Origin of the sequence: Isoptericola luteus (assembly GCF_020297055.1) — a bacterium.
Lineage (GTDB): Bacteria > Actinomycetota > Actinomycetes > Actinomycetales > Cellulomonadaceae > Isoptericola > Isoptericola luteus.
In genome coordinates, this window is the sequence record NZ_JAIXCQ010000008.1 from 16,653 (window position 1) to 40,977 (window position 24,325).

The 24,325-nt window shown below is 74.0% G+C and carries 22 protein-coding genes and 1 riboswitch; of the genes, 7 read left to right on the forward strand and 15 right to left on the reverse strand.

What is annotated here, in order from left to right:
- Positions 1–136 precede the first annotated feature (136 nt).
- The 3 genes from gcvPB to LEP48_RS12075 form a co-directional block, all read right to left on the reverse strand.
- The gene (gene gcvPB / locus LEP48_RS12065) at positions 137–3,172 is read right to left on the reverse strand and encodes an aminomethyl-transferring glycine dehydrogenase subunit GcvPB (protein ID WP_225565849.1); all 3,036 of its coding nucleotides are present in this window, start codon (positions 3,170–3,172) and stop codon (positions 137–139) included.
- A 261-nt stretch (positions 3,173–3,433) separates the two neighbouring features.
- A riboswitch (glycine riboswitch) is annotated at positions 3,434–3,552 on the reverse strand.
- A gap of 28 nt (positions 3,553–3,580) precedes the next feature.
- Positions 3,581–4,360, reverse strand: coding sequence for an HdeD family acid-resistance protein (locus LEP48_RS12070; RefSeq protein ID WP_225565850.1), 780 nt, complete (start codon positions 4,358–4,360; stop codon positions 3,581–3,583).
- A gap of 115 nt (positions 4,361–4,475) precedes the next feature.
- A complete protein-coding gene (locus LEP48_RS12075) occupies positions 4,476–5,384 on the reverse strand; it encodes a LysR family transcriptional regulator (protein ID WP_225565851.1) in 909 nt (302 codons plus the stop codon).
- Positions 5,385–5,592: 208 nt separating this feature from the next.
- Here LEP48_RS12075 and LEP48_RS12080 point away from each other — a divergent pair, with 208 nt between their 5' ends.
- On the forward strand, positions 5,593–6,099 hold the full coding sequence (locus LEP48_RS12080; protein ID WP_225565852.1) for a CBU_0592 family membrane protein: 507 nt from the start codon (positions 5,593–5,595) through the stop codon (positions 6,097–6,099).
- A 21-nt stretch (positions 6,100–6,120) separates the two neighbouring features.
- Here LEP48_RS12080 and LEP48_RS12085 read toward each other — a convergent pair whose 3' ends face one another.
- The 3 genes from LEP48_RS12085 to LEP48_RS12095 all read right to left on the reverse strand — a co-directional run bounded on the left by LEP48_RS12085 (position 6,121) and on the right by LEP48_RS12095 (position 8,753).
- A complete protein-coding gene (locus LEP48_RS12085) occupies positions 6,121–6,630 on the reverse strand; it encodes a DUF6328 family protein (RefSeq protein WP_225565853.1) in 510 nt (169 codons plus the stop codon).
- Positions 6,627–7,421 (reverse strand): endonuclease/exonuclease/phosphatase family protein, encoded by a 795-nt coding sequence (locus LEP48_RS12090; RefSeq protein ID WP_225565854.1) that lies wholly within the window; start codon positions 7,419–7,421, stop codon positions 6,627–6,629. Before LEP48_RS12090 ends, LEP48_RS12085 begins: the two co-directional genes overlap by 4 nt.
- A gap of 150 nt (positions 7,422–7,571) precedes the next feature.
- Positions 7,572–8,753 (reverse strand): pyridoxal phosphate-dependent aminotransferase, encoded by a 1,182-nt coding sequence (locus LEP48_RS12095; protein ID WP_225565855.1) that lies wholly within the window; start codon positions 8,751–8,753, stop codon positions 7,572–7,574.
- Between the two features lie 156 nt (positions 8,754–8,909).
- On the opposite strand from LEP48_RS12095, the gene LEP48_RS12100 reads away from it, so the two are divergent.
- On the forward strand, positions 8,910–9,458 hold the full coding sequence (locus tag LEP48_RS12100) for a DnaJ family domain-containing protein (protein ID WP_225565856.1): 549 nt from the start codon (positions 8,910–8,912) through the stop codon (positions 9,456–9,458).
- Positions 9,459–9,619: 161 nt separating this feature from the next.
- On the opposite strand, the gene LEP48_RS12105 is transcribed toward LEP48_RS12100, so the two are convergent.
- A complete protein-coding gene (locus LEP48_RS12105; protein WP_225565857.1) occupies positions 9,620–10,024 on the reverse strand; it encodes a RidA family protein in 405 nt (134 codons plus the stop codon).
- A gap of 96 nt (positions 10,025–10,120) precedes the next feature.
- Here LEP48_RS12105 and LEP48_RS12110 point away from each other — a divergent pair, with 96 nt between their 5' ends.
- From LEP48_RS12110 to LEP48_RS12120, 3 genes are all read left to right on the forward strand, one after another.
- The gene (locus LEP48_RS12110) at positions 10,121–11,551 is read left to right on the forward strand and encodes a type III PLP-dependent enzyme domain-containing protein (protein ID WP_225565858.1); all 1,431 of its coding nucleotides are present in this window, start codon (positions 10,121–10,123) and stop codon (positions 11,549–11,551) included.
- 20 nt (positions 11,552–11,571) lie between these two features.
- The gene (locus LEP48_RS12115; RefSeq protein WP_225565859.1) at positions 11,572–13,218 is read left to right on the forward strand and encodes an N-acyl-D-amino-acid deacylase family protein; all 1,647 of its coding nucleotides are present in this window, start codon (positions 11,572–11,574) and stop codon (positions 13,216–13,218) included.
- 86 nt (positions 13,219–13,304) lie between these two features.
- On the forward strand, positions 13,305–14,552 hold the full coding sequence (locus LEP48_RS12120) for an alpha/beta hydrolase (protein ID WP_308010024.1): 1,248 nt from the start codon (positions 13,305–13,307) through the stop codon (positions 14,550–14,552).
- On the opposite strand, the gene LEP48_RS12125 is transcribed toward LEP48_RS12120, so the two are convergent.
- Both LEP48_RS12125 and LEP48_RS12130 read right to left on the reverse strand, forming a co-directional pair.
- Complete coding sequence (locus tag LEP48_RS12125; RefSeq protein ID WP_225565860.1) at positions 14,468–15,007, reverse strand: GNAT family N-acetyltransferase; 540 nt, start codon at positions 15,005–15,007, stop codon at positions 14,468–14,470. The two genes, LEP48_RS12120 and LEP48_RS12125, sit on opposite strands and share 85 nt — an antisense overlap.
- A complete protein-coding gene (locus LEP48_RS12130; protein ID WP_225565861.1) occupies positions 15,004–15,555 on the reverse strand; it encodes a low molecular weight protein-tyrosine-phosphatase in 552 nt (183 codons plus the stop codon). The genes LEP48_RS12125 and LEP48_RS12130 overlap by 4 nt, the downstream gene beginning before the upstream one ends.
- Positions 15,556–15,641: 86 nt before the next feature.
- Here LEP48_RS12130 and LEP48_RS12135 point away from each other — a divergent pair, with 86 nt between their 5' ends.
- Entirely contained in the window at positions 15,642–16,562 is a 921-nt protein-coding gene (locus LEP48_RS12135; protein WP_225565862.1) for an NmrA family NAD(P)-binding protein, read from the forward strand.
- A 105-nt stretch (positions 16,563–16,667) separates the two neighbouring features.
- On the opposite strand, the gene LEP48_RS18830 is transcribed toward LEP48_RS12135, so the two are convergent.
- The 6 genes from LEP48_RS18830 to LEP48_RS12165 all read right to left on the reverse strand — a co-directional run bounded on the left by LEP48_RS18830 (position 16,668) and on the right by LEP48_RS12165 (position 23,537).
- Entirely contained in the window at positions 16,668–17,771 is a 1,104-nt protein-coding gene (locus LEP48_RS18830; RefSeq protein WP_225565863.1) for a sensor domain-containing diguanylate cyclase, read from the reverse strand.
- Between the two features lie 164 nt (positions 17,772–17,935).
- Positions 17,936–18,493, reverse strand: coding sequence for an isopentenyl-diphosphate Delta-isomerase (gene idi / locus LEP48_RS12145; RefSeq protein WP_225565864.1), 558 nt, complete (start codon positions 18,491–18,493; stop codon positions 17,936–17,938).
- Between the two features lie 98 nt (positions 18,494–18,591).
- Entirely contained in the window at positions 18,592–21,324 is a 2,733-nt protein-coding gene (locus LEP48_RS12150) for a pectate lyase family protein (RefSeq protein WP_225565865.1), read from the reverse strand.
- 222 nt (positions 21,325–21,546) lie between these two features.
- Positions 21,547–22,518 (reverse strand): DUF3800 domain-containing protein, encoded by a 972-nt coding sequence (locus LEP48_RS12155; protein ID WP_225565866.1) that lies wholly within the window; start codon positions 22,516–22,518, stop codon positions 21,547–21,549.
- 72 nt (positions 22,519–22,590) lie between these two features.
- The gene (locus LEP48_RS18835; RefSeq protein WP_225566006.1) at positions 22,591–22,896 is read right to left on the reverse strand and encodes a winged helix-turn-helix transcriptional regulator; all 306 of its coding nucleotides are present in this window, start codon (positions 22,894–22,896) and stop codon (positions 22,591–22,593) included.
- Positions 22,803–23,537, reverse strand: coding sequence for an SDR family oxidoreductase (locus tag LEP48_RS12165; protein ID WP_225565867.1), 735 nt, complete (start codon positions 23,535–23,537; stop codon positions 22,803–22,805). The genes LEP48_RS18835 and LEP48_RS12165 overlap by 94 nt, the downstream gene beginning before the upstream one ends.
- 139 nt (positions 23,538–23,676) lie before the next feature.
- Between LEP48_RS12165 and LEP48_RS12170 the strand changes: the two genes are divergently transcribed.
- The gene (locus tag LEP48_RS12170) at positions 23,677–24,087 is read left to right on the forward strand and encodes a MerR family transcriptional regulator (protein ID WP_225565868.1); all 411 of its coding nucleotides are present in this window, start codon (positions 23,677–23,679) and stop codon (positions 24,085–24,087) included.
- Positions 24,088–24,325: the final 238 nt, after the last annotated feature.

A 24,325-nucleotide genomic window follows, 5' to 3' on the forward strand; every position in this document is an offset into this window, starting at 1 on the left:
GGGGCGCCGGGGGGGGGGGGCGCCCCCGGGGCGGGGGGGGGGGGGGGGCTCGCTGTGGGGGGGGGGGCCGGGGGGCCGGCCCGGGCCCGCGCGCCCGCCCCCCCCCCCCCCCCCCGCTCACAGCAGGGTGGTGGGGTCAGACGGCGGCGAACGCCTCGGGCGGCGGGCACGAGCAGACGAGGTTGCGGTCGCCCTTGGCTCCGTCGATGCGGCGCACCGGCGGCCAGTACTTCGTGGCGCGCAGGCTGGGCACGGGGAACGCGGCCAGCTCGCGCGAGTACGGCTTGTCCCACGCGTCGGCGGTGACGCTCGCCGCCGTGTGGGGGGCCTGGCGCAGCACGGAGTCCGCCACGGCCCACTCCCCCGCCGCGACGCGGTCGATCTCGCCACGGATGGCGATCATCGCGTCGACGAACCGGTCGAGCTCCGCGAGGTCCTCGCTCTCCGTCGGCTCGACCATGAGGGTGCCCGCCACCGGGAACGACAGCGTGGGCGCGTGGAAGCCGTAGTCGATGAGGCGCTTGGCGACGTCCTCGGCCGTGACGCCGGTGGCCGCGGTGAGGTCGCGCAGGTCGAGGATGCACTCGTGCGCGACCAGGCCGCCGGGCCCCGTGTACAGCACCGGGAAGTGCTCGTGCAGGCGGGCGGCGACGTAGTTGGCCGTCAGCACCGCCGTCTTCGACGCCTCGGTCAGTCCGTCGGGGCCCATGAGCGCGAGGTAGGCGTAGGAGATCGGGAGGATCCCGGCGGAGCCGTGCGGGGCCGCGCTCACGGGGACGCCCGCGTGCTCGGCGTCCGCGCCCACGGGCGCACCCGGCAGGAACGGCACCAGGTGCTCCGCGACGGCGACCGGCCCGACGCCCGGACCGCCACCGCCGTGCGGGATGCAGAAGGTCTTGTGCAGGTTGAGGTGCGAGACGTCGCCGCCGAACTCTCCCGGCCGGGCCAGCCCGACGAGCGCGTTGAGGTTCGCGCCGTCGATGTACACCTGGCCACCGGCGTTGTGGACAAGATCGCAGACCTCGCGGACGTGCTCCTCGTAGACGCCGTGCGTCGAAGGGTAGGTGATCATGATCCCGGCCACCTGCTCGCCGTGCGCCTCGAGCTTGGCCCGCAGGTCGTCGAGCAGGATCTCACCGTCCTCAGCCGTCGCGACCACCGCCACGCGCAGCCCCGCGAGGGCCGCCGACGCCGCGTTCGTGCCGTGCGCGGACGCCGGGATCAGCACGAGGTCGCGGTGCTCCTCACCCCGCGAGCGGTGGTAGCCCTTGATCGCCAGCAGGCCCGCGAACTCGCCCTGCGACCCCGCGTTCGGCTGCACCGACACCGCGGCGTAGCCCGTGATCTCGGCGAGCTGCGACTCCAGCGCGTCGATCAGCTCGGCGTAGCCCCGGGCCTGGTCAGCGGGCACGTACGGGTGGATGTCCGCGAAGCCCGGGTAGCTGATGGCCTCCATCTCCGCCGTCGCGTTGAGCTTCATCGTGCACGAGCCCAGCGGGATCATCGTGCGGTCCAGCGCCAGGTCCTTGTCGCTGAGGCCGCGCAGGTAGCGCAGCATCGCGGTCTCGCTGCGGTGCGCGTGGAAGGTGGGGTGCTGCAGGTACGGCGTGGTCCGCCGGAGTTCGTCGGGGAGGGCCGCGGCGGGGGAGGGAAGCCCGCGCGCGGATGCGTTCACGGGCGCCAGGGCGCCCTCCACTTCGGGAAGGTCTACATCCGCGCGCGGGCTTCCCTCCCCCGCCGCTCCGCTGCTCCGGTCGGCTCCGCTCGCCGCCTCAGCACCGGGAGCGGTGGTGATGGCGGCGAGGACGGCGGCGACGTCGTCGGCCGTGGTGGTCTCGTCGCAGGCGATCTGTACATGATCGGCATCAGCCTTGTACAGGTTGTAGCCGGCGTCAGCGGCGGCCGTCACGACGCGGTCGGCCCGGCCCGGGACGACGGCGCGGACCGTGTCGAAGAAGACGTCGTGCTCCACCTCGGTCCCCGCGGCGCGCAGCCCGTCGGCGAGGGCGACCGCACGGGCGTGCGTGCGCTCGGCGATCGCCCGCAGGCCCTGCGGGCCGTGGTACACGGCATACATCGACGCCACGATGGCGAGCAGCGCCTGCGCGGTGCAGATGTTGCTCGTGGCCTTCTCGCGGCGGATGTGCTGCTCGCGCGTGGCCAGGGCGAGGCGGTAGCCGGGAGCGCCGTCGGCGTCGGTGGACACGCCCACGAGCCGGCCAGGCAGCTGCCGCTCCAGACCCTTGCGCACCGCCATGTACGCCGCGTGCGGGCCGCCGTAGAACATCGGGACGCCCAGGCGCTGGGCCGATCCGACCGAGATGTCCGCGCCGAGCTCGCCGGGGGAGACGAGCAGGGTGAGCGCCAGCAGGTCGGTCGCCATCGTCACCAGGGCCTTCCGTTCCTTGGCCTCCGCGACGACCCCGCGCGCGTCCAGCACCCGTCCCGACGCGCCCGTCTGCTGCACGACGACGCCCACCAGGTCGCCGTCGGGCAGCGTCCCGCCACCGGCGAGGACCGCGTCCAGGCCCGCCGCCAGACCGCCCTCCAGGGACGCCACGACGACCGGCAGGCCGATCGCCTCGGCGCGCCCACGCGTCACGGTGAGGCTCTGCGGGAACAGGTCGGCGTCCAGGACGACGTATCCGGACCTCGCCCGCGACGCCCGCCACATGAGCGCGACGGCCTCCGCGACGGCGGTCGCCTCGTCGAGCAGCGACGCACCCGCCACCTCGAGGCCGGTGAGGTCTTCGACGACCTGCTGGAAGTTGAGCAGCGCCTCCAGGCGGCCCTGCGAGATCTCCGGCTGGTACGGGGTGTACGCCGTGTACCAGGCGGGGGACTCGAGCACGTTGCGGCGGATCACCGGGGGAGTGGCGGTGCCGTAGTACCCCTGGCCGATCATCTGGCGCTTGACCTCGTTGCGTCCGGCCAGGTCACGCAGGTGGGCGAGCACCTCGGCCTCGGACCGCGCGGCGGGCAGCGCGAGCGGACGGTCCGTGCGGATCGTCTTCGGGACGGCGGCGTCCACCAGGGCGTCGAGGGTGTCGTACCCGAGCTGGTCGAGCATCACCCGCACCTCGCGGCCGCGCGGGCCGAGGTGCCGGTCGGCGAACACGTCCGGGTCGAAGCCGGGCGCAGGGGCGGGGGAGCCCTGGGGAGAGGTGGTCACGTCGGTCGCTCCGAGGGTCGGGCCGGATGGCGGGCAGGGACAAGCCGTCCCTCCCCGCTCTGTCATCGGAACCGCGCGCCGGGCCGGGCCCGGTCGCGCACGTCGACCTGAGAGTTTTGCCGGTCCGCCTCACACCGGCCCGCCTGCGTCACAGCAGACCAGGGCCGACGACGGGGCGCGCCGACTTGCACCGTCGGTAGGTCCGTCGTCGTCGCCCGGCCAGGGGCAGGACGGCGATGGCGGACCGTTTTCCAGAGTTGCCTCACCGCGACGGTACGGGGGCCTGAGAGATTCCCGGGGAGGGATTGCTCCTTCGGCGCCGGCCGGGCGTGGGACCGTGCGGTCCGTGCTCCCGGCGCGGGCTCTCCCGACGCGGCTCGAGCGGCATGTTGCGTTGTGACGTCGATCCTACCCGGGCCGCGTGTCGTCCCCGCGCGTGGGTGACGGCGGCTCGCCCGACGGCGGTTCCGTCGACGGGCGCTCGGCAGCAGGTCTCGTCGTCGAGACCCCGGACGCAGTGCCCCGCGACGGCGCGGGCTGCGACCGCGGGGACGCGGCCGTCGCCGTGCGGCCCGTGCGGCCCGTCCGCTCGTCCCGCACGCGTGTCGAGCCGGCGAACCCCCCGACGAGGATCACCGCCCCGGCCAGCAGCAGGTAGAGCGCCAGGAGCAGCGCGATCGTGGGGGTGTCGTCGGTGGGCCGGGTCAGGATGACCACGCCGAGCACGAGCCACAGCACCGCGTTGACCAGCTGCCAGTCCCAGGCGAGCGCGCGCAGCGCCCGGGCCCTCAGCGCGCCGATCACGCCGCTGACCCCCGCCGCGCACGCCCAGATCCCGACCACGAGATAGAGCACCCGGGCGCTCATCGAGGGCCACAGCACGATGACCAGGGCCGCCGCCACGCTCACGATGCCCACGACGAACCGCCAGCTCACCTCGTCGCCGGTGGCGGCCGCGGTGGTGTCGGCCCTGGTCGGGCGGCCCTCGACGATCAGCAGCACGCCCTGGGCGAAGATCACGAGCCCGATGAGCCAGCGGAGCCACACCAGCCCCTCGTCAGGATTGATGAACAGGACGACGCCCGCAGCCAGATAGGCCACCGCCCGGACGTAGACCAGCCCCCACAGCCGCCGTGCACTGCCGACGGTGCGCTGGGACAGGGGGGTCGCGGTCGCGTCGTCGGGCATCCAGGCCTCCTCGTGGCGGCTGCCGCGCCGCCCTGCTGCCGATGCTAGGAGCCCTGGTCGCGCGTCGCGCGGCGAGCGCCCCGCGGGTCGCGCGGGTCGCGCCGCCGGCCGGGCGTCACACCAGCTCGAGGTCCCGGGTGACGGCCACCATCGCGTCGACGACGGCCCGCACGGCCGGCCCGGGCTCGTGCCGCGTCGCACGGTGCCGGGCGACGATGCGCCGCGTGCCGAGCCCGGCGAGGCTCACCGCCTCGACCCCTTCCGGGACGTCGCCGCGCTGCAGCGCGAGCGCGGGCAGCATCGCGACCCCCTGGTTCGCCACCACGAGCGCGAGCGCCGTGTCGAAGTCGAAGAACGCGTGCCGCGTGGCCATGGGGACGCCGATGGACCGGGCGAGACGGCGCAGGGCGCGGTCCGACGCCGTCCCCGGCTCCGCGCCGATCCACTGCAGGTCGCGCAGGTCGTCCAGGCGCTCCGGGGTCGGCATCGCGGCGGGGACGACGACGAGCCACGGTTCGTCGAGCAGGGGAACGTCGTGGGACCCGCGCGGCGGAGGGGCGTCCACGTCGGCGTCCTGCTCCAGCAGGATCACGTCGAGGTCGCCGGCCCGCAGCATCCGCATCGAGTCCGCGGGCTCGTGCTCGCGCACGTCGACCACGACGCCGGGGAACTGCTCGGCCAGCCCCACCAGCATGGGCGCCACGACGGCGCGGATCGCGGACTGGAACCCGCCGAGCACGACCTTGCCCGAGACCTCTTCGCCGAGCGCCGCGATCGCCTGCCGCGCCTCGATGAGCTCTGCCTCGATCCGCTCGGCCGCCTCGGCGAGCACCCGACCGGCTGGGGTGAGACTTACGCCACGAGGGCCGCGGTCGAGGACGGAGATGCCCTCCTCCGCCTCGAGCCTGGCGATCTGCTGGGACACCGCGGACGGGGTGACATGCAGGAGATCTGCTGCCGCAAGGACCCCTCCAGCCCTGTGGACGGCAAGGAGGAAGGCAAGTCTTCGTGGGTCGGCAGCCATGTAGCAATGCTACATGGCGTTCCGAGAAAGATTTGATTGCGCTGAAGCCAGATCATGTCTCAGAATGATCACGACGCCAGCCGGCCCGACCGGCTCCCCGGCTCTCGGGACCGGCGTCTCCCCACATCGAGCGTGGCACCTACGGTGCCCCGTCGTCCCCCTTCCCGTGGCACCGCTGTGCCACGCCGACCCCCCGGAGGTGCCCGTCATGACGATCTCCCTTCTGACCGTGATTACTGCCCTCGGCTGGGTCGGCGCCATCGCCGTCGTCCTCGCCTACGGCATGGTGAGCAAGGGCCGTTGGACCGCCGACTCGCTCGCGTTCCAGCTGTCCAACTTCGCCGGCGCGTTCGTGATGCTGCTCATCGCGGTCGCGAACGGCATCTGGCCGTCCGCGCTCGCCAACATCGCCGCCGTCATCATCGGCGCGTTCGCCATGCGCACGATCGCCCGCGCCCGGCGCGCCGAGAAGGCCGCGCTCGCCCGGAGCGCGAGCCCGGGCGTCGTCGCAGCCGTCGTCGACGGCTCGCAGGACCCGGTCGCCGGTGGCGCGGAGCCCGCCGTGGCGCAGGCCTCGCCGCTCGCGGCGGACCTGATCGTCACCGACACCCCGATCCTCACCGGAGCCCCGGTCCTCACCGGAGCCCCGATCGTCACCGACGCCCCGTTCGGCGGCGAGCCCGAGACCGTGGAACGCGTCGGCCTCGCCGCCTGAGCGCGCGGCCGGCCCGCGTGGTCAGGACCGCAGGCGCACGATCGCCGGGATCACGGCCCACAGCCCCAGCAGGAACACGGCCGCGACCGCACCGACCACGATCCCGGCCGTACGGCCCACCACGACGTCGAAGATCAACAGCGCCGTCCCGGCCAGCGCGACCGCGAGAAGCACCAGGGCCGCACGCGTCAACCGGTCACCGCCGGTCACGACGGACTCCTTCAGGTGGTGCCGGAACAGTGCCCGGTGCAGCGCGACCGGCGCGACGAGCAGCCCCGTCGTCACGACGCACACCAGGACCAGCACCAGGTAGACGGTGCGCTGGTACGCGTCGAGGTCACCGAACCGCGACTGGAACGGCAGGATCAGCAGGAACCCGGTGAGGATCTGGACGCCGGTCTGCATGACCCGCAGCTCCTGGAGGAGCTCGACCCAGTTGCGGTCCGACCGCTGCTCGGGCGTCTCCGGTCGGCCCGGAGTCCGGCCACCGCCGCCGGCCACCGCTCCTGGCGTGTCGATCGGGACGTTCATCGTCCTGCCCTCGCCGAGGGTGCCCCCGCGCGGGGCGTGCCCGCCGTCAGGCCGACGTCCACGACGACGGCGCGGTGGTCGCTGACCCCGAGGTCGACCGCCCGTGCCGTCCCCACGGCTTCCACCGGCCCGTCGGTGAGCACGTGGTCGAGGCGCAGCCTCGGTCGCTCCGCCGGGTAGGTCGGCACCCGGACGAGCTCCGTCCACCCGGTGCGGTGCGCCGGGACGTCGTCGCGCTGGTTGAGGTCGCCGAGCACCACGAGGGGCCGCGGGGCCCCGCGCAGGCGGCGCCGCAGCGCCGCGAGCTGGTACCACTTCAGCGCGCGCAGCTTCGTCAGGTGCGTCGTCACGACCGTCAACGGCCCGTCCGGCGTCTCGACGACGGCCGCGAGCGCCGCCCGCGGCTCGTCCACCCCCGGCGGCGGCGCTCCGGGCAGCGCGAAGGCCGGCAGGCGGACCTGGTGCCACCGCCGTACCGGGAGCCTCGTCATCAGCGCGATCCCGTAGCCGGGCGTCGCCGCGGGCTCGTCCCCGCGCGCGCGCCGTCGCCGGAGCCAGTCGTCCGTCTGCCCGCGCAGCGTGGGCACGAACCGGTGCTCCGTCATGCCCAGCGCCCCGGCCAGGACGCGCGCCTGGTCCGCACCACCGGACCGGTCCTGCCCGCGGTCCACCTCCTGCAGCGCGACCACGTCGCCGTCCAGCCCTGCCAGCGCGTGGGCGAGCCGCTCCAGGTCCACGTGCTCACCCCCGACGGCGGCGTGCTGCACGTTCGACGTGACGAGCCGGATCATGCGGTTCCTCCCGGTGTGCCGGTGTTCCTCGCCCCATCCTGCCCACCTCGCGCCGCTTCCGCCCGGGCGTGCCGTGCCCCACCCGCCTGCGAGTTGTCAGGACGACGTGCACGTTGCCGTGCACCTGGGCCTGACAGCTCGTCGCGGTCGTCAGAGGGTCGCGTGCCAGGCCACGATCCGGTCGACGGCGCGAGCGACGACGTCGGGGGCGGCCGCGAACGACAGCCGCACCCAGTCCCCGCCCGCCACGCCGTCGAAGTCGGTGCCCGGGGTGATGGCGACGTCCGCCTCGGCGAGCAGCCGCGAGCAGTAGGTGATCGAGTCCCCGCCGACCGCGTCCCGGAAGCGTGCGACGTTCCCGTACAGGTAGAACGCGCCGTCGGCGGGCGCGACGGGGCGCCACCCGAGCTCGTCGACGCGGTCGAGCAGCGCCGCCCGGGACGCCGCGTACCGGGCGACGTTCTCGGCCGCGGCCGCGTACCCGGCGGAGGAGAAGGCCGCGATCCCGGCGTGCTGGGCCAGGGCGGGCGGCGAGAGGGCGACATTGCCGGCGAGTGCGTCGACCGGCCCCACCAGCTCGTCGGGCAGCACCAGCCACCCCAGCCGCCACCCCGTCATCGCCCAGTACTTCGAGAACGAGTTCACGACGACGGCGCCCCGGTCCGTGTACATGGCAGCCGTCGCTTGTTGTACGTCGTCTCCGAAGCTGATGCCGTGGTAGATCTCGTCGCTGATCAGTCGCACGTCGTGGTCCGCGCACCAGGCGGCGATCGCGTCCAGCTCGGCGGGCGTGATCATCGTGCCCGTGGGGTTCGCCGGCGAAGCGACGACGACGCCGTCGAGCCCGCCGCCGTAGTACGCCTCCATGAGCTGGGAGACCGTGGGCTGATAGCGCGTGGCGGGGCCGCAGTCGAGCTCGACCACCTCGCACCCCAACGACGACAGGATGTTCTTGTACGCCGGGTATCCCGGCCGGGCCAGCGCGACCCGGTCACCCACGTCGAACGCCGCGAGGAAGGCCAGGAGGAACCCGCCGCTGGATCCCGTCGTCACGGCGACCCGGGCAGGGTCCACCTCGACGTCGTACCAGCGCCGGTAGTGCGCGGCGATCTCCGCGCGCAGGGCCGGCACCCCCATCGCCTCGGTGTACCCGAGGTCCGCGTGCCGCAGCAGCTCCGCGGCACGCTCCCGCACGACGTCGGACGCCCCGGTGGACGGCTCGCCCGCGCACAGGTTGAGGACGTCGTTGCCGGCGGCCCTCCGGGCGTTCGCCGCCGCGAGCACCTGCATGACGGCGAACGGGGGCACGTGGCTGCGGCGCGAGACCTTCATCCGCCCATCATGCCGGGGCACCACCCGGGCTGCGCCCCTCGACCGGTTGCTGTGAGCGGGCGATCGGCCCTGGTGCGGTCGCGCGACAGGGCCAGACGCCCGCTCACACGGGCTCGCGTCATAGGGTGGTCGGGAGCCGAGTCGAGGGAGACGCCCATGTGGCCACGCCGCCGTCGTGCCGAGAACGACCCCGCCCGCCGCGCCGCACAGTACCGGGTCGACCGTGAGAACGCCGCGGACGACGCGGACGGAGCCGTCACGGGCGAGGATGCCGGGTCGGGCGCGGCCGGCGCGCGGCAGCCGCACCGACGCATGGACGACCGCGCGCTGTGGGTGGACACCGTCGTCGACCAGGCGATCCGCCGCGGCGAGTTCGACGACCTGCCGCTGGCGGGCAAGCCGATCCCCGGGCTGGGCGGCACGCACGACCCGGACTGGTGGCTGAAGAACCTGGTGGAGCGCGAGAAGATCACCGGTGTGCTGCCGTCCGCGCAGCTGCGCCAGGACGACGCGGAGCTCGACGAGACGCTCGACCGCGAGCACGAGGAGGAGCGCGTCCGCGCGGTCGTCGAGGAGTTCAACGCCAGGGTGGTCGACGCCCGCCGCCAGCTCCTGGGCGGCCCGCCGGTCGTGACGCCCACCCGCGAGGTCGAGCGCGAGGTACGACGCTGGCGCGAGCGCCGTCGCGCCCGCGGCATCCGCTGACCGTCCCGCCCCGCCCCCGGCGACCTGTTGTGAGCGGGGGGGGGGGGGGGGGGGGGCGGCGGGGCCCCGGGCCCCACCCCCCCCCCCCCGCCCGCCGGTGGGGGGGGGGGTTTGGGCCTGCCCCCCGCGCCCCCCCCGCCCCCCCCCCCCCGCTCACACGGTCACTCGAGGACGGCGAGCGCGTCGATCTCGACCAGCATCTCCTCGCGCGGCAGCTCGACCATGACCGTGGTGCGCGCGGGAAGGACGGCGTCCGGACCGAGCCGCTCGGCCAGGAACGCCCCGTAGGCGTCGTTCATGGCGGCGAAGTTGGCGCGGGTCGTGAGGTAGACGCGCAGCATCACGACGTCGGCGAGGCTGCCCCCGCCGGCGCTGACGATCGCCGCGACGTTCTCCAGGGTGCGGGTCGTCTGCGCGGCGACGTCGCCGGGGTATAGGTACTCGTTCGTCGCCGGGTCCACGGGCCCCTGGCCGGAGACCTGCAGCAGGTTGCCCACGCGCACCCCCTGGGAGAAGGTGTGCGCCGGGGCGGGCGCGGAGTCGGTGCGCACGGCGGTCCTGGTCATTCGACAGTCCTCCTGGAGTTCGTTCGGTGTACTGACGTACCGTCCCAGCATGCCCGAACGCACGACAGGCCCGAGCGCACGAGGGGATCACTGACGATGGACCACGACGCCCGGTGCGGCATCGACCGCACCCTGGTGGCCGCGCTCGCCGAGGAGCGCACCGGCTGGCAGCACAAGGCCGTGCCGCCCGCCCTGCACGGTCTCACCGTGACCGAGGTGCGCGAGCGCCGCCCGCGCCTGGCGGAGCTGGGGACCCCGGTGCTCACGCTGTCCCGGCCCGCGCTCACCCACAACGTGCGGGTCATGGCCGACTGGTGCGCGGCACGCGGGCTCGACCTCGCCCCGCACGGCAAGACGACGATGGCGCCGCAGCTGTGGACCGAGCAGATCGACGCCGGCGCGTGGGCGATCACCGTGGCGAACGCGTCCCAGCTCGGGGTGGCGCGCGCGTTCGGGGTCACGCGGGTGATGGTGGCCAACTCCCTCGTCTCCCCGCACGCGCTGCGCTGGGTCGCGGACGAGCTCGCCGCCCACGACGACCTGCGCGTGCTCGTCTGGGCCGACTCCACGGACACCGTGCGTCTCATGGACGACGTGCTGGCCGCGCACCGTGACGACGTCGGGCCCCGCCCGCCGCTGGACGTGCTGGTCGAGCGCGGGGGAGCGGGCGGCCGCACCGGCGCGCGTACCGGTGCCACGGCGCTCGACGTCGCACGCGCCGTCTCCGCGTCGCCGCACCTGCGGCTGGCGGGCGTCGCGGGCTACGAGGGCGCCCTGGCGCACGACTCGGACGAGCGCAGCCGCGGCGTGGTGCGCGCCTGGCTGCGCGACCTGGTCGACCTCCATGTACATATCACTGACGATGGTCTGTACGACGTCGCGGTCCCCATCGTCTCCGCCGGCGGCAGCGCGTACTTCGACGTCGTCGCGGAGGTGCTGGGCCCGCTGACCGGCCCGGACGTGCGCGTCGTCCTGCGCAGCGGGGCGTACCAGGTGCACGACGACGGCTTCTACCGGCACGTCTCCCCGCTCGGCGACGAGCCGCGCACCGACGGCCCCGCGCTCCGCCCCGCGATGCACGGCTGGGTCCGGGTGAGCTCGCGCCCGGAGGCCGGGCTCGCGCTGGTCGACGGCGGCAAGCGCGACCTGCCGTTCGACGAAGGCCTGCCCGAGGTGCAGCGCCGCCGGCCGCGAACCTCGGGGGAGCCGCTCGCGACCGTCACCGGCGCCACCGTCACCGCCCTGAACGACCAGCACGGTTTCGTCCGTCTCGCCCCCGCGGGCTCCGACCTCGGTCCAGCGGCCCACCTCGGCCCAGCGCCCCACCTCGGCCCAGCGACTTCCGACGATCCCGCCACCGGGACCCGCCCGGACACCGCGGCCGCCGACCTGCGGATCGGCGACGTGCTGCGACTGGGCCTGTCCCACCCGTGCACGGCGATGGACAAGTGGACGATGGTGCCGGTGATCGACGACGCGGACGCCGCGGACCCCGTCGTCGTCGACCTCGTGCGCACGTTCTTCTAGGCGACGGGCACCGACAGGCGATGGACCGACAGGCGATGGGCACCGACTGGCTGATCCGCGACGCGCTGGTGGTCGACGGCACCGGCGCGCCGGGCGTGCTCGCGGACGTCACGGTCAGCGACGGCCGCGTCACCGCCGTCGACCCTGGTCGCCGCGACGCCCGGGCGGCGGGCACGAGCGGCGCCGCCCGGCGGACGGTGGACGCCGGGGGCCGGGTCCTGACCCCCGGCTTCATCGACATGCACGCGCACTCCGACGTGCAGATCCTCGCGAACCCGGACCACACGGCGAAAGTCGGCCAGGGCGTCACGCTCGAGGTGCTGGGCCAGGACGGGCTCTCCTTCGCCCCGGTCGACGACCGCACCCGCACGGCGCTGCGGGCCCAGATCGCCGGCTGGAACGACGACCCGCCGGGCTTCGACTACGACTGGGACGACGTCGCCGGCTACCTCGACCGCCTGGACCGCGGGATCGCCTGCCACGCCGCCTACCTGGTGCCGCAGGGGACGCTGCGCCACCTCGTCGTCGGGCCCGACGACCGCCCGGCGACCGCCGCGGAGCAGGCCCGCATGGCGGACCTGCTCGCCCAGGGGCTGCGCGACGGCGCCCTCGGGATGAGCAGTGGCCTCACCTACCCGCCCGGTATGTACGCCGACGACGACGAGCTCGCCGCCCTGCTGCGCGTGGTCGCCGCGCACGGCGGGTACTACAGCCCGCACCACCGCTCGTACGGGCGGGGCGCGCTGGCGGCGTACGCGGAGATGATCGACCTGGCACGCCGCACGGGCTGCGCCCTGCACCTGACGCACGCCACGATGAACTTCGCCCCGAACGCGGGCCGCGCGGGCGACCTGCTCGCCCTGCTCGACGACGCGCTGGACGACGGCGTCGACGTGACCCTGGACTCCTACCCCTACCTGCCCGGCTCCACGACGCTGAGCGCGGTCCTGCCGAGCTGGGCGTTCTCCGGCGGTCCGGACGCCCTGCTCGCGCGCCTGGCCGACCCGGCGCAGCGGGAGCGCATCCTGCACGAGGTGGAGCACGTCGGCACGGACGGCTGCCACGGGTGCGTCGCCGAGTGGGACACCCTGGAGGTCAGCGGCGTCCAGCATCCGGGCCTGGGCGACCGGGTCGGGCGCACGATCGCGCAGATCGCCCGGGACGAGGGCCGCCCGCCGGGCGACGTGTTCGTCGACCTGCTCGTGGCGGACCGCCTCGGCACCACGGTGCTGCAGCACGTGGGCCATGAGGAGAACGTCCGCGCGATCATGATGCACCGCACGCACTGCGGCGGGTCGGACGGCATCCTCGTCGGCGGTCGCCCGCACCCCCGGTCCTGGGGCACGTTCCCGCGCTACCTGGCGCGGTACGTGCGCGAGGAGGGGGTGCTCGGCCTCGCCGACTGCGTGCACCATCTCACCGGACGTCCCGCCCGCCGGCTGCGCCTGGCCGACCGCGGACTGGTCCGCCCGGGGTACGTGGCCGACCTGGTGCTGCTGGACCCCGACACCGTGCAGGACACGGCCACGTTCGACGACCCGCGGCAGCAGGCGGCCGGGATCGACCTGGTGCTCGTGGCCGGCATCGCCGTCGTCGACGGTGGCGTGCGCACCGCCGCGCTGCCCGGCCGGTCGGTGCGCCGGACCGCCGACGGCACGGCACGCTGAGCGCGCGCCGTCCACCCGTACCGCGACGGGCCGCGCCCGCCGGCACCGGAGTCGCGCCCGCACGGGAGGTTTCGTACGTTCGGTGCGTGAGCGAGCCCACCATCGGCCCCGTCCCGGACCCCGTCCCGGGTGATGCGCCGGACGCGCCGGCCGAGCGTGTCGGCTGGCTGCCCGACGTCCTGCCCGGGTTCGAGCGGCACACGCTCGTGCTGGAGCCGGACTTCGAGGGCCCGGTCGTGGCGACGCTGGTGCGCCGCGCCCACGCGGTGGGCGAGCCGCTTCGGGTGCCGGACGCCGGCATCGACGTGCTGTACGTGCACGGCTGGACGGACTACTTCTTCCAGACCCAGCTCGCGGACTACTGGGAGCGACGCGGCGCCCGGTTCGTGGCGCTCGACCTGCGCAAGTACGGCCGCAGCATCCGCGGCTGGCAGACGCCCGGGTTCGTCACCCGGCTGCGCACCTACGACGAGGACATCGAGGCGGCGCTGGCCGTCATCGGCCACGCGCCCGACTCGCGCACCACCCGCCGGCTCGTGCTCATGGGCCACTCCACGGGCGGGCTGGTGCTGAGCCTGTGGGCCGCCGCCCGCCCGGGCCGTGCCCACGGGCTCGTGCTCAACAGCCCGTGGCTGGAGTTCCAGACCCGCCACGTCGGACGGCGGATGCTCGAGCCGGGCGTGCGCGTGCAGGCGGCGCTGGCGCCGCTGAGCCGCCTGATCAACCTGGACCAGGGCTTCTACGTGCGGTCGGTGTCGTCGCGGTACGACGGCGCGTGGGACATCGACCCGGCGTGGCGTCCCGACGCGGGCTGGCGTGCGACACCCGCGTGGTTGTCCGCGATCTTCCGCGGACACGAGCGGGTGGCGCGCGGCCTCGGCCTGGAGGTTCCCGTGCTGGTGCTGCTCTCCACCCGGTTCACGCCGCCCGTGCGGTGGAACGACGACATGACGCGCACCGACACCGTGATCGACGTGGTCGGGGTGGCACGGCGCAGCGCCGACCTGGGGAACCACGTCACCATCGTGCGCGTCGAGGGCGCCCTGCACGACGTGACGCTGTCCGCCCCCGAGGTGCGCGACGTGGTGTGGCGGGAGACCACCCGCTGGCTGGACGCGTACGTGCCGCCGCGCCCCGCCGCGCCGGCAGCGCCCGAGCCGACCCTCTGGCACCGGGTGCTCCGGTACCTCCGTACGCGCGCCCGGTCCCGGCCGTTCTTCCGCCGGCGCGGAAAGCGCCGCACGCCGCCTCAGAGCGGCCTGACCATCTCCAGCTCCTCGCCCGCGTCGAGCACGAACCGTTCGCCCGACGGCGTGAAGCCGTACCTGCGGTAGGCGGCCTGCGCGCGCGGGTTCCGGACGTGCACGCACAGCCGCGCGGTGGAGACCCCGAGCCCGCGCGCCCAGTCCTGGACCTCGTCGAACATCCTGGCCAGCAGCCCGGTCCCGCGGTGCTCGGGGCGCACGAACACCCCGACGAGGTGCACCTGGCGCCGCTCGACCGGCAGGCCCGCGAAGTCGGTGGTGCCCGGCTCCTCGACGAGCCCCGTCGCGGTGCCCACCCAGCGGCCGTCCGGGTCGAGGGCGACGACGCCGCACACGGCGTCGCTCGTGGCGTTGCCGAGGGCGCGGTCCTGCCAGAACAGGTCCGGGCGGGCTGCCGCGTCGTCGTGCGTCTCGAGGAACGCGACGGGCGCGGCCGGGTCGAGCAGGGCCGCGAGCCGCAGCTCCTTGGCCTGGCGCCACTCGTCGGCGCGCATGCGCCGCACGACGTACCCGTCGGCGCTCACGCCGGGTCCCCCGCTCGCGCGGCCAGGCGGGTGCGCACGTGCTCGACGACGCCGTGGGCCGCGGCCTCGATCTCGTCGAGCGTCGTGGTGAAGCCGTCCTGGTCGCCGTACCAGGGGTCGTCGACGTCGAGCAGGTGCTCGTCGGTGTCGCGCGCGACCAGCGGCGCGGCCGGGTCGAAGGACCGGAACAGGCGGATCTCGGGCCGTCCGGCCGCGGCGGCGCCGTCTGACCCTGCCGCGAGCCGGCGCAGCCGGCGGGCGTGCTGCGCGGTCATGACGAGCACGAGGTCGGCCTCCGCGAGGCCGTCCCGGGTCACCTGGCGGGCGCGGTGGCCGTCTCCCGCGGCGTATCCGTGCTCGACGAGCACGCGGCGGGCCCGGGCGTCGATCCCGTTGCCCTGCTCCTCGTCGCTCACCCCCGTGGAGTCGACGACGACGTCGCCGCCCAGGCCGGCGGCCTCGAGGCGGTCGCGCAGCACGATCTCGGCCATGGGGGAGCGGCAGATGTTTCCGGTGCACACGGTCATCACGCGGTAGGGGTTCGTCACGCCTCCATTCTCGCCCTGGCCGCGGTCGGCGTCGGCCGTGCAGGTCTCGACGGGCTCAACCGGCGCTGTCGTGCCTACGGTGGGTCATGGTGAGGTGGTCGGCGGACGGGTTGGTCGCGGTCACGGGAGCGAGCGGGCGGCTGGGGTCGCGGCTCGCGTTCCGGCTGGCCGCGGAGGGCGCGCGGCAGCGGCTCGTCGTCCGCGACCCGCGCCACGAGCCGCGGCTCGCGGACGGTCGCCGGCTGCCGGAGTGCGAGGTCGTGATCGCGGACGGCTATGACGACACGGCCGGCATGCGTGCCGCCTTCGACGGCGTCCGCACCGTGTTCCTCGTGAGCGCCAGGGAGTCCGTCGACCGCGTCGACCTGCACGCCGCGACCATCGACGCCGCCGTCGCGGCCGGTGTCGAGCGGCTCGTGTACACGTCGTTCACGGGGGCGGCGCCCGACGCCGTCTTCACGTTCGCACGCGACCACTGGCACACGGAGCAGCACCTCGCGCGGGCAGGGGAGCGCTCCGGCCTGCGCTGGACGGTGCTGCGCGACAACCTCTACCACCACGCCCTGACCACGTTCGTGGGGGACGACGGCGTCATCCGCGGTCCCGCCGGGACGGGACGGGTGGCGTCGGTGTCCCACGACGACGTGGCGGACGTCGCGACCGCCGTCATCCTGGACGAGCGGCCGCAGCGGCACGACGCCGCCACGTACGAGGTCTCGGGGCCGCAGGCCCTGACCCTCGCGGAGGTGGCCCAGACGCTCACGACCGCCACCGGGCGCCGCATCACCTACCACGCCGAGACGGAGGAGGAGGCGTACGCCTCCCGGGCCACGTCGGGGGCCGAGCCGTTCGAGCTCGCGGGGTGGGTCACGTCGTACACCGCGATCGCGGCGGGGCAGCTGGCGCACGTCTCGGCGGACGTCGGGCGGCTGGTGGGGCGACCGGCGCGGTCGCTGGCGCAGTGGCTGGACGACTACCCCGCGGAGTGGGCGCACCTGCGGCGCTGAAAAACCGTTGGCACCCCCGGCGGCCCGGGCGTAGCGTCGTGGGCACATGAGAAGGGAGGTGATCGAAGACGTGAAGACTCTTCGGACCCATGAGGTGGTCGCGCGCTAGTCGCGCGCGCTAGAACGTCGGGCGGGTAGCGAGTTCCTCGCGACCACCGGAGCCCGCGGGTGCCGCGTCTCGTCCAGCGCGGTGGGAGGTTCGGTCCTCCAGCCCGCGGGCTCTTTCGTGCCCGGACCGACGCCGCCCGCGCCCCCGAGCTCGGCGCCACGGGCCTCCATGGCCAGGCGTGCCTCGGCGATGCCGATGAGCTCCTCCGCGTCGGCGGCACCGGGCACCGACCACGCCGCGGCCGAGTGCAGCCCTGGCCACGACCCGCCGTTGAAGCCGCCGGACGGCTCGGCCAGGTGGGTGAGCAGGTGCTGGCGCACGGCCTCCGCGGACGCCGCGGCCCGGATGTCGTCCATCGCGGGAAGCGTCGCCAGGACGGCGAACCGGTCGCCGTCGACCCGGCCGGCCTCGCAGCCCCGGGGCAGGGCGCCGACGAGCCTGGCCGCGAGCTCCGTCAGCAGGACGTCGCCCCGCGCGTGCCCGAGGCGGGCGTTGACTCCCGCCATCCCGCGCACGTCGAGCAGCACCAGCACGACGCGCGTGCCGCCGCCGCGGACCATGCCGCAGCGGTGGGTCAGGGAGTGCCATGTCGCGGCCCGCGTGGGGAGCCGGGTCAGCGGGTCGTGGGTGGTCCGGTCCGCGAGCGCCGCCACGAGCGCCCGCATGACGTCGGAGGTGCCGGCCGCCGCCCACGACGGTCCGGCGACGAGCACGTCGTCGTACCGGTGCTCCCCGCCGCGGGACATCGCGCGCGTCGCGACCTCGGAGACCGGCGTCGTCGGCGCGACGACCAGCGGGTCCCAGTGCGCGACCGTCGACGTCGGACGCCGCTCCAGCACCGCGCGGCCGTAGCCGAGGCGGCCGGTGAGCACGGTCGCGAGGCCCGCCCGGGTGATGATCCCCATGCGGGCGGCGTCGGCGTCGTCCTGGACGGCGACGCAGCCGACGTCGGGATGGCGGAACATCACCTCGAGCTCGCCCACGGGCAGCGCCGAGCTCACGACCATCACGGGGTTCGCCAGCTCCGCCACCACCTCGGCGAGCCGGGCTCCGCCGCGCGGTCCGATGTTCCTGGCCATGGAGGCGATCTCGTCGTGCACAGCCGCAGTATGTGTCGACCCGAGGCACCGCAGGGGGTGAAGAGGGCCGATGTTCGCCCAGGATTCCGCCGGCGTTCACCGCCGGGTACGCGGGGCGAGGTCCCGGGGTCCGGTCCTGGTGCTCCTCGCCTCGCGAGGGGTCCGTCCCGGCCGGGGTGACAGAGTCACGACGCCGGGCTGAGCTCCCGGCCGGCGGCCCGCAGCGCCCGCAGCTGCGCCACCATCCACGGGCTGAACGCCCACGGGGTGGCCTCGGCGGCCGTGACGACGTCCTCGGGGCGCGCCCACGCCAGCTCGGCGACCTCGTCGGGGTTCGGCGTGACCGGGCCCGCGGCCCGCGCCACGGACACGGGGCAGATCTCGTGCTCGACGACGCCGGACGCGTCGACCGCGCGGTACCGGAAGCCGGGAAGGACCACCTCGACGTCGCGCACCCGCAGGGCGAGCTCGTGCCCCGCGTGCCGGTGGAGGGCGTCCAGCGAGGTCTCCTCCCAGCGCACGTGCCCGCAGAACGAGTTCGTCCACACCCCCGGCCAGGTGCGCTTCGACAGCGCGCGGCGCGTCATGAGCAGCCGCCCGTCGTCGTCGAGCACGTAGCAGGAGAACGCCAGGTGCAGCGGCGTCTCGGTGGTGTGCACGCTCGACCGCGGCCAGGTGCGCAGGCGGTTCCCGGCGTCGTCCACGAGGACGACGTGGTCGATCGGCTCGTCAGGAGTCGTCATGGGCCCACTCTGACACGCGGGGCGGGGACGACGAGCGGGCCGCCGGTGGTCGTGAGGGACCACCGGCAACCCGCCCGTCGCTGCCGGGGAGCCGAGGCTCAGCCGGCGTAGGTCTCGAACTCCGCGACCTTCGGCGTCCCGGAGGAGCTGGTGATCACGAAGTTGAGCTTGCGCAGCGACGTCGAGGAGAACGAGATGACGCCCGCCCCGCTGCCGCTCGCCAGGACCGTGCCCTCGTCGTTGTCGACGACCTGCCACGAGCCGATGTTGCCGGCCGTGTCGGACGGCTCGACGATGCGGATCGTGGAGACCGTCGTGGCCGAGTCCCACTTGATGGAGATGGTGCCCGTGGAACCCGACGGTGCCCAGAAGGTGCCGGTGTCACCGTCACGGACGTTGCCGTAGCTGGTGCCGCTCGCCTTGCTCGAGCCGTCCGAGCCCGCCCCGATGCTGAGGTTGGTGCCCGTCGGGGGGTCCGTCGGGTCCGTGGGGGGGTCGGTCGGGTCGGTGGGAGGGTCCGTCGGGTCGGTCGGGTCGGTCGGGTCCGTCGGGTCGACGGGGGTGCCGCCGAAGCTCACGCGGAGCGCGCCGTCGGAGGCGAACGACCAGTCGAGGTCGCCGTCGAGGTCCGCACAGCGCGAGCCGTTCGAGCCCGACCAGAACTGGTTGTCACCGGCGTCGTTGCCGACGATGCGGTCGTTGGAGCCGCTGTCGCACGACGTGTTCCCGGTGAACACGGAGCTGCCGGCGTCGAAGTTGAAGTTGCGCTCCTCGTTGCCGATGCTCACGTTGCCCGAGATCGTCATCGAGCCCGGGTTGCTGTTGTACGTGAACCCGTGCTTGCCGTTGTCGAACGCGATGCTGTTGCGCACCACGTGGTCGACCTCGATGTCCTCGCCGCCCAGCTTGTAGCCGTTGCGGTCGCCCGCCCCGGCCTGCGAGCCGTCGCTGAGCGTGCCGTTGCCGTAGGCGAGCGAGCTCTCGATCGTCACGGCGCCGATGGGGCCGGTGTCGTCCTTGGTGTACAGGTCCCAGCCGTCGTCGATGTTGTGGTGGGACACGGCGTACCGGAACACGTTGCCGGGGCCCGAGGTGAGCTTGGCGGCGAAGCCGTCCGCGTCCTCCCCGTCGGAGTCGGCGTTGTCGTGCGACTCCGCGGACAGGATGAGGTTGTTCGAGGGCCACTCGCTCGACGGCGCACCGGCCACGAGCCGGGAGAGCTGCAGGCCCGTGTCGTGGTTGTAGCGCGTGACGGTGCGCTCGATGACGTTGTTGTTGCCGCCCAGCAGGATGCCGTTGTCGCCGGCGTGCTGCACGACGATGCCGTAGACGTGCCAGTAGTCGCCGCCGATGGCGAGGCCGCGGTTCGAGGAGTCCTCCGCCTGGGCGGAGAAGTCGAGCACCGGCGTCTCACCCGGGTAGGCGGAGAGCAGGGTCCGGTTCCCGGAGAGCCCGTCGTTGCCCGGCTGGATCGTCACCGTGTCGGCGATGTCGTACTGACCGCCGCGCAGGAAGATCTCCCCGCCCGGGGTCACCCGCGAGATGGCGGCGGTGAGCGTCGTCGGGTCGGACTCTGTGCCGGAGGCGCCGTCGCTGCCGCCCGGCGCCACGTAGATCGTCTCGGCGCTGGGCTGGGGCTCCTCGGTCGGCTCGTCCGTGGGGTCGGGGGTGGGCTCGTCCGTGGGGTCCGGCGTCGGCTCCTCGGTCGGGTCCGGCGTCTGCGCCTCGCACGAACCGTCCGAGACCTGCAGGCCCGTGTTCGCGCCGGCGGTCTGGGCGACGACGTCGGGCACGCAGCTCGCGTCGTCGAGCGAGTAGCCGTAGGGCACGTTGATCGACGTCGTCGACGTCGGGTTCGGGCCGGCCGGGTCGTTGTCCTCGCCGGGCTCGGACCAGGTCACGTCGTCGAACACGTTCCCGCTGACCTGCCAGTAGCCGGGCAGGTCCGTGTAGAAGGTGCCGAGGACGTCCCGGGAGTTCTCGAAGTAGTTGTTGTCGACCTTGGCCTCGCCGCCGGCGCGCGCGTTGATGCCCGACTTCACGATGCCGACGTAGTGGTTGTTGTAGATGTGCGCCGTCGCGCCGCGCAGCAGGGGGACGCGCGAGTCGAGGTTCTCGTAGAGGTTGTGGTGGTACGTGACCGGCCCGTTGTCGAGGTCGCTGTCACCCGAGCCGACGAGGCCGCCGCGGCCGGAGTTGCGCAAGATGCTGTAGGAGAGCGTCACGTAGTTCGTGCCGCCCTTCATGTCGAAGAGGCCGTCGTAGCCCTCCGACTCGCCGCCCGAGGCCTCGAGCGTCACGTGGTCCACCCAGACGTTGCTGACCCCGCTCTCCATGCCGATGGCGTCGCCACCGTTGGAGGTCGGCGAGCCCGACTTCTTGACGTTCTTGACCGTCACGTTCTGGATGATGATGTTGCTGGCGCTGCGCAGGTGGATGCCGAGCTGGTCGAACGTGGCGCCGCTGCCGACGCCCACGATCGTGACGTTGCTGACCTCCTTGAGCTCGATCTTGTCGTCAGCCGTGTTGCAGCTGTCGCCCGAGACCTTGCTCGTGTTGCCGTGGTTGATGGTGCCGGAGACCTCGATCGTGATCGGGGTGTCGCTGCTGGCCCGGTTGCACAGGGCCGCGTGGATCTGCGTCCCGGTGCTCGCCTGGACCGTCGCGCCGCCGGCACCGCCGGTGGTCCCGCCGTTCTGGGTCGCGTAGCCGGTCGGGCTGCCCGTCACGGCCTGGGCCGTCGGGAGCGTCAGGGCGGTCACGCCGATCGCGGCCGCCAGTGCCGTGGTCGTACCGGCCGCGAGCAGTCTCTTGGTGACTGTTCGTCTCATCATTGCCTCACCTTCGTCATCGAATCGGGGCATTGCACCGGTGCTGAGGAGCCGGTCCGCTCCTCCCGTCGGGACGACGTCGACCCGGCGACGGGTCACAGGTTGATCACAGCAACCGGTTTCTCGACTCTAGGAGACCGCTTTCCGGTGCGCAACCCCCTGTTTGCCGCGCGGACATGTGCCCGGATCACACGACGTTCCTGCCCGGCGGCGGGCGCGCCGCTACGACAGCGACCCGGCCTCCGCCGCGCCTCGCCGTGGCGCAGCGAGCGCAGCAGGCGTGGCGGGCGCGGCCGGCTTGACGGGCACGACGGGCTTGACGGGCACGACGGGCTTGACGGGCACGGCGGGCGCGACGGGCGCCTCCGCGTCCCGGCGGGCGGCCCCCGCGAGGAGGTCCGCCACCTGGACCCTCGCGTCCTGCCGCGAGTCGACCTGGCGGACGTCGACCAACGGCGGCGGGGCGGGGGAGACGGCGCGGGCGAGCTCCGCCGCCAACCGGGCCATGCGCTGCGGCGTGAGGGCGCTCTGCTCGTCGTGCACGACGGCGACGGACCGTCGTCCCGCGCTCCACGCCAGCGCGGTCTCCGCGACGGCGGGCACCAGAGGCTCGAGCGGCGGCGGGATCGACGGGTCCCCGTCGACCAGGCGCCGCAGGACGCCTTCGACGCGCGCCCTCGTCAGGGCCCGCAGCCCCGGGACGTCGTCGGGCACGGCGGCGAGGAACCGCTCGACGGCCTCCGGGTCGACCGCCCGCCGGTGCTTGAGGTGGGTCATCGCGACGAACGCCGCCAGCACGTCGGCCCGCTGCCGCAGCGCCGCGACGGCGCCGGCGTGGTCGTCACCCAGCCGCGTCCCGTCCCTGTACGACGGCTCGCCGACGAACAGCTCCAGCACCCGCGTGGCCACGAACGCCCGCTTGTCCACGACGTGCACGTGCGATCGCCCCTCCAGCGCGGCCAGGAACCACGCGACGGCGTCCCCCTCGCCGCGCAGCAGCGCCGACGCCTTGTGCTCCGCCGCCCGGCGGTGGCCGAAGCGCGACCGGAGCGTGCCGAGCACGTCCTGCGCCTCCGGCTCCGCGAGGTCGACGCTCGCGTGCACGATCACCGGCGAGCGCGGGTCCAGGAGGTTCCTCCCGGAGAAGCCCGACTCGTCGCAGGCGATCTCGACGGTCTCGACGACGGCGTCCATGGTGCGACCATCGTCGCCCGCGGCCGTCTCGCCCACCAGCGAGTTCGCCAGGAGACATGCTCGCTCGTGTGCTCAGGCGTCGAACGGGCGGCGCGCGGACTCGATGTGCTCGATGTGGTGCCGGGTCCACTCGCACATCAGGTCCACCGTGGCGCGCAGCCCTCGCCCGGGTTCGGTCAGCGTGTACTCGGCCCGCGGCGGCACGACCGGGTGCACGGTGCGCTCGACCAGTCCGTTGCGCCTGGGCGCGACGGCCCAGGCATAACGAGCCGGGGCCGTCGCCGTCAGGCCGCGCGGGTCCCGGCCAGGAGCCCGGTGATCTTCGCGTAGAACTCCGCGGGCTCCCCGGCGAGCGACGCCTTCACCATGGCGGTCCAGTCGTCGACGACGACCTCGATCGAGCCGCGGGACAGCCCGTCGAGCGAGCGGCGCGGCACGTCGCGGGGATCGATCTTGGGCCCGTCGTAGCCCGCGGAGATGTCCGTGTCGGCGGCGCCGAGGAGGACGCCCTGCACGTGGGTGCCCTGCGCCTCGAGCTCGAGGCGCACGCCGTTGGTCATGTTCCACTCGGCGGCCTTCGCCACCGCGTACGAACCCGTACCGGGGGCGACGAACCACGACAGCGCCGACAGGACGTTCACGATCGCGCCCCCGCCGTTCGCCGCGAGGACGGGGGCGAGCTCACGGATGACGTCGAGCGTGCCCCAGAAGTGGGTGTCCATCTCGCGGCGCACCTCGGCGAGGTCGCCCGTGACGAGGGCGGCGCCGGTGGCGATGCCGGCGTTGTTGACGAGGAGGGTCACGTCGGGCGCGGCGGCGGCGGCCGCGACGACGGAGTCGTGGTCCAGCAGGTCCAGCCGCAGCGGCACCACCCGGGGGTCGTCGAAGTCGAGGCTCTCAGGACGCCGTGCCGTCGCGTACACCTTGGCGGCACCGCGCTCGAGCAGCTCGAGCACGAACTGGTGGCCGATCCCACGGTTGGCTCCTGTGACGAGGGCGATCTGGTCGGTGACGTTCATGGTGCTCCTTGGGTGCTGCGTCGGTCGTTGCGGATGGCACGGGCCGCCTCCGGCCCGGCAACGGGTACGCTAAAACCTCACGTTGACGTCAAGGTCAAGTCGTGATGCCCCGGCATTGCGACACACCAGGAGCACGCACATGCGGATCGGTGAGATCGCACGCCGCGCGGGAGTCAGCACCAGGGCTCTGCGGTACTACGAGGAGCAGGGACTGCTCGCGTCGGAACGCACCCCGAGCGGCCAGCGCAGCTACCCCGCGTCGGCCGTCGAACGGGTTCGGCTGATCCAGCAGTTCTTCACCGCGGGCCTGCCCAGCCGGACGATCCTGCAGGTGCTGCCCTGCGTCGACTCCGGGCAGGCGTCTCCCGAGGTCTTCGAGCTGCTCGCCGCCGAGCGTGACCGCATCACCGCGACCATGTCCGACCTCGCCGCCGCGCGCGACGCGCTCGACCACCTGATCGCCATCGCGAACGACCCGACCCCCGAGCACTGCCCGGCCCTCCGCGAGCCCCCGTGGGCTCCGTACGACGCCGTCCTGGACAGCAGGTGAGCAACGTCATCGACAGGTACGTCTAGGGTCCGAGCAGTGCCACGAGCCCTGGGCCGAGCAGCTCGGCGAACCACCCGACACCCGACCCCTGGGCCGGGCCACCCGGTCAGCACGCCGACACCGCCGAGGACCACCGCTGCGGCACCAGACACCCGGCGACAACCAAGACCACCAGCATCACGCAGCCCGCCCGCGCCGCGCACCGTCGCGCCCGCGAACGACTCCGCGGCCTCCAGGA

Bases quoted from the DNA above. Each gene is read 5' to 3' on its own strand.
- LEP48_RS12165 (WP_225565867.1), bottom strand. From the start codon at position 23,537: ATGAACGTCACCGACCAGATCGCCCTCGTCACAGGAGCCAACCGTGGG.
- LEP48_RS12150 (WP_225565865.1), bottom strand. From the start codon at position 21,324: ATGAGACGAACAGTCACCAAGAGACTGCTCGCGGCCGGTACGACCACG.
- LEP48_RS12155 (WP_225565866.1), bottom strand. From the start codon at position 22,518: ATGGACGCCGTCGTCGAGACCGTCGAGATCGCCTGCGACGAGTCGGGC.
- LEP48_RS12085 (WP_225565853.1), bottom strand. From the start codon at position 6,630: ATGAACGTCCCGATCGACACGCCAGGAGCGGTGGCCGGCGGCGGTGGC.
- LEP48_RS12070 (WP_225565850.1), bottom strand. From the start codon at position 4,360: ATGCCCGACGACGCGACCGCGACCCCCCTGTCCCAGCGCACCGTCGGC.
- LEP48_RS12105 (WP_225565857.1), bottom strand. From the start codon at position 10,024: ATGACCAGGACCGCCGTGCGCACCGACTCCGCGCCCGCCCCGGCGCAC.
- LEP48_RS12115 (WP_225565859.1), top strand. From the start codon at position 11,572: ATGGACCGACAGGCGATGGGCACCGACTGGCTGATCCGCGACGCGCTG.
- LEP48_RS12110 (WP_225565858.1), top strand. From the start codon at position 10,121: ATGGACCACGACGCCCGGTGCGGCATCGACCGCACCCTGGTGGCCGCG.
- LEP48_RS12090 (WP_225565854.1), bottom strand. From the start codon at position 7,421: ATGATCCGGCTCGTCACGTCGAACGTGCAGCACGCCGCCGTCGGGGGT.
- LEP48_RS12095 (WP_225565855.1), bottom strand. From the start codon at position 8,753: ATGAAGGTCTCGCGCCGCAGCCACGTGCCCCCGTTCGCCGTCATGCAG.
- LEP48_RS12170 (WP_225565868.1), top strand. From the start codon at position 23,677: ATGCGGATCGGTGAGATCGCACGCCGCGCGGGAGTCAGCACCAGGGCT.
- LEP48_RS12075 (WP_225565851.1), bottom strand. From the start codon at position 5,384: ATGGCTGCCGACCCACGAAGACTTGCCTTCCTCCTTGCCGTCCACAGG.
- idi (WP_225565864.1), bottom strand. From the start codon at position 18,493: ATGACGACTCCTGACGAGCCGATCGACCACGTCGTCCTCGTGGACGAC.
- LEP48_RS12100 (WP_225565856.1), top strand. From the start codon at position 8,910: ATGTGGCCACGCCGCCGTCGTGCCGAGAACGACCCCGCCCGCCGCGCC.
- LEP48_RS12135 (WP_225565862.1), top strand. From the start codon at position 15,642: ATGGTGAGGTGGTCGGCGGACGGGTTGGTCGCGGTCACGGGAGCGAGC.
- LEP48_RS12080 (WP_225565852.1), top strand. From the start codon at position 5,593: ATGACGATCTCCCTTCTGACCGTGATTACTGCCCTCGGCTGGGTCGGC.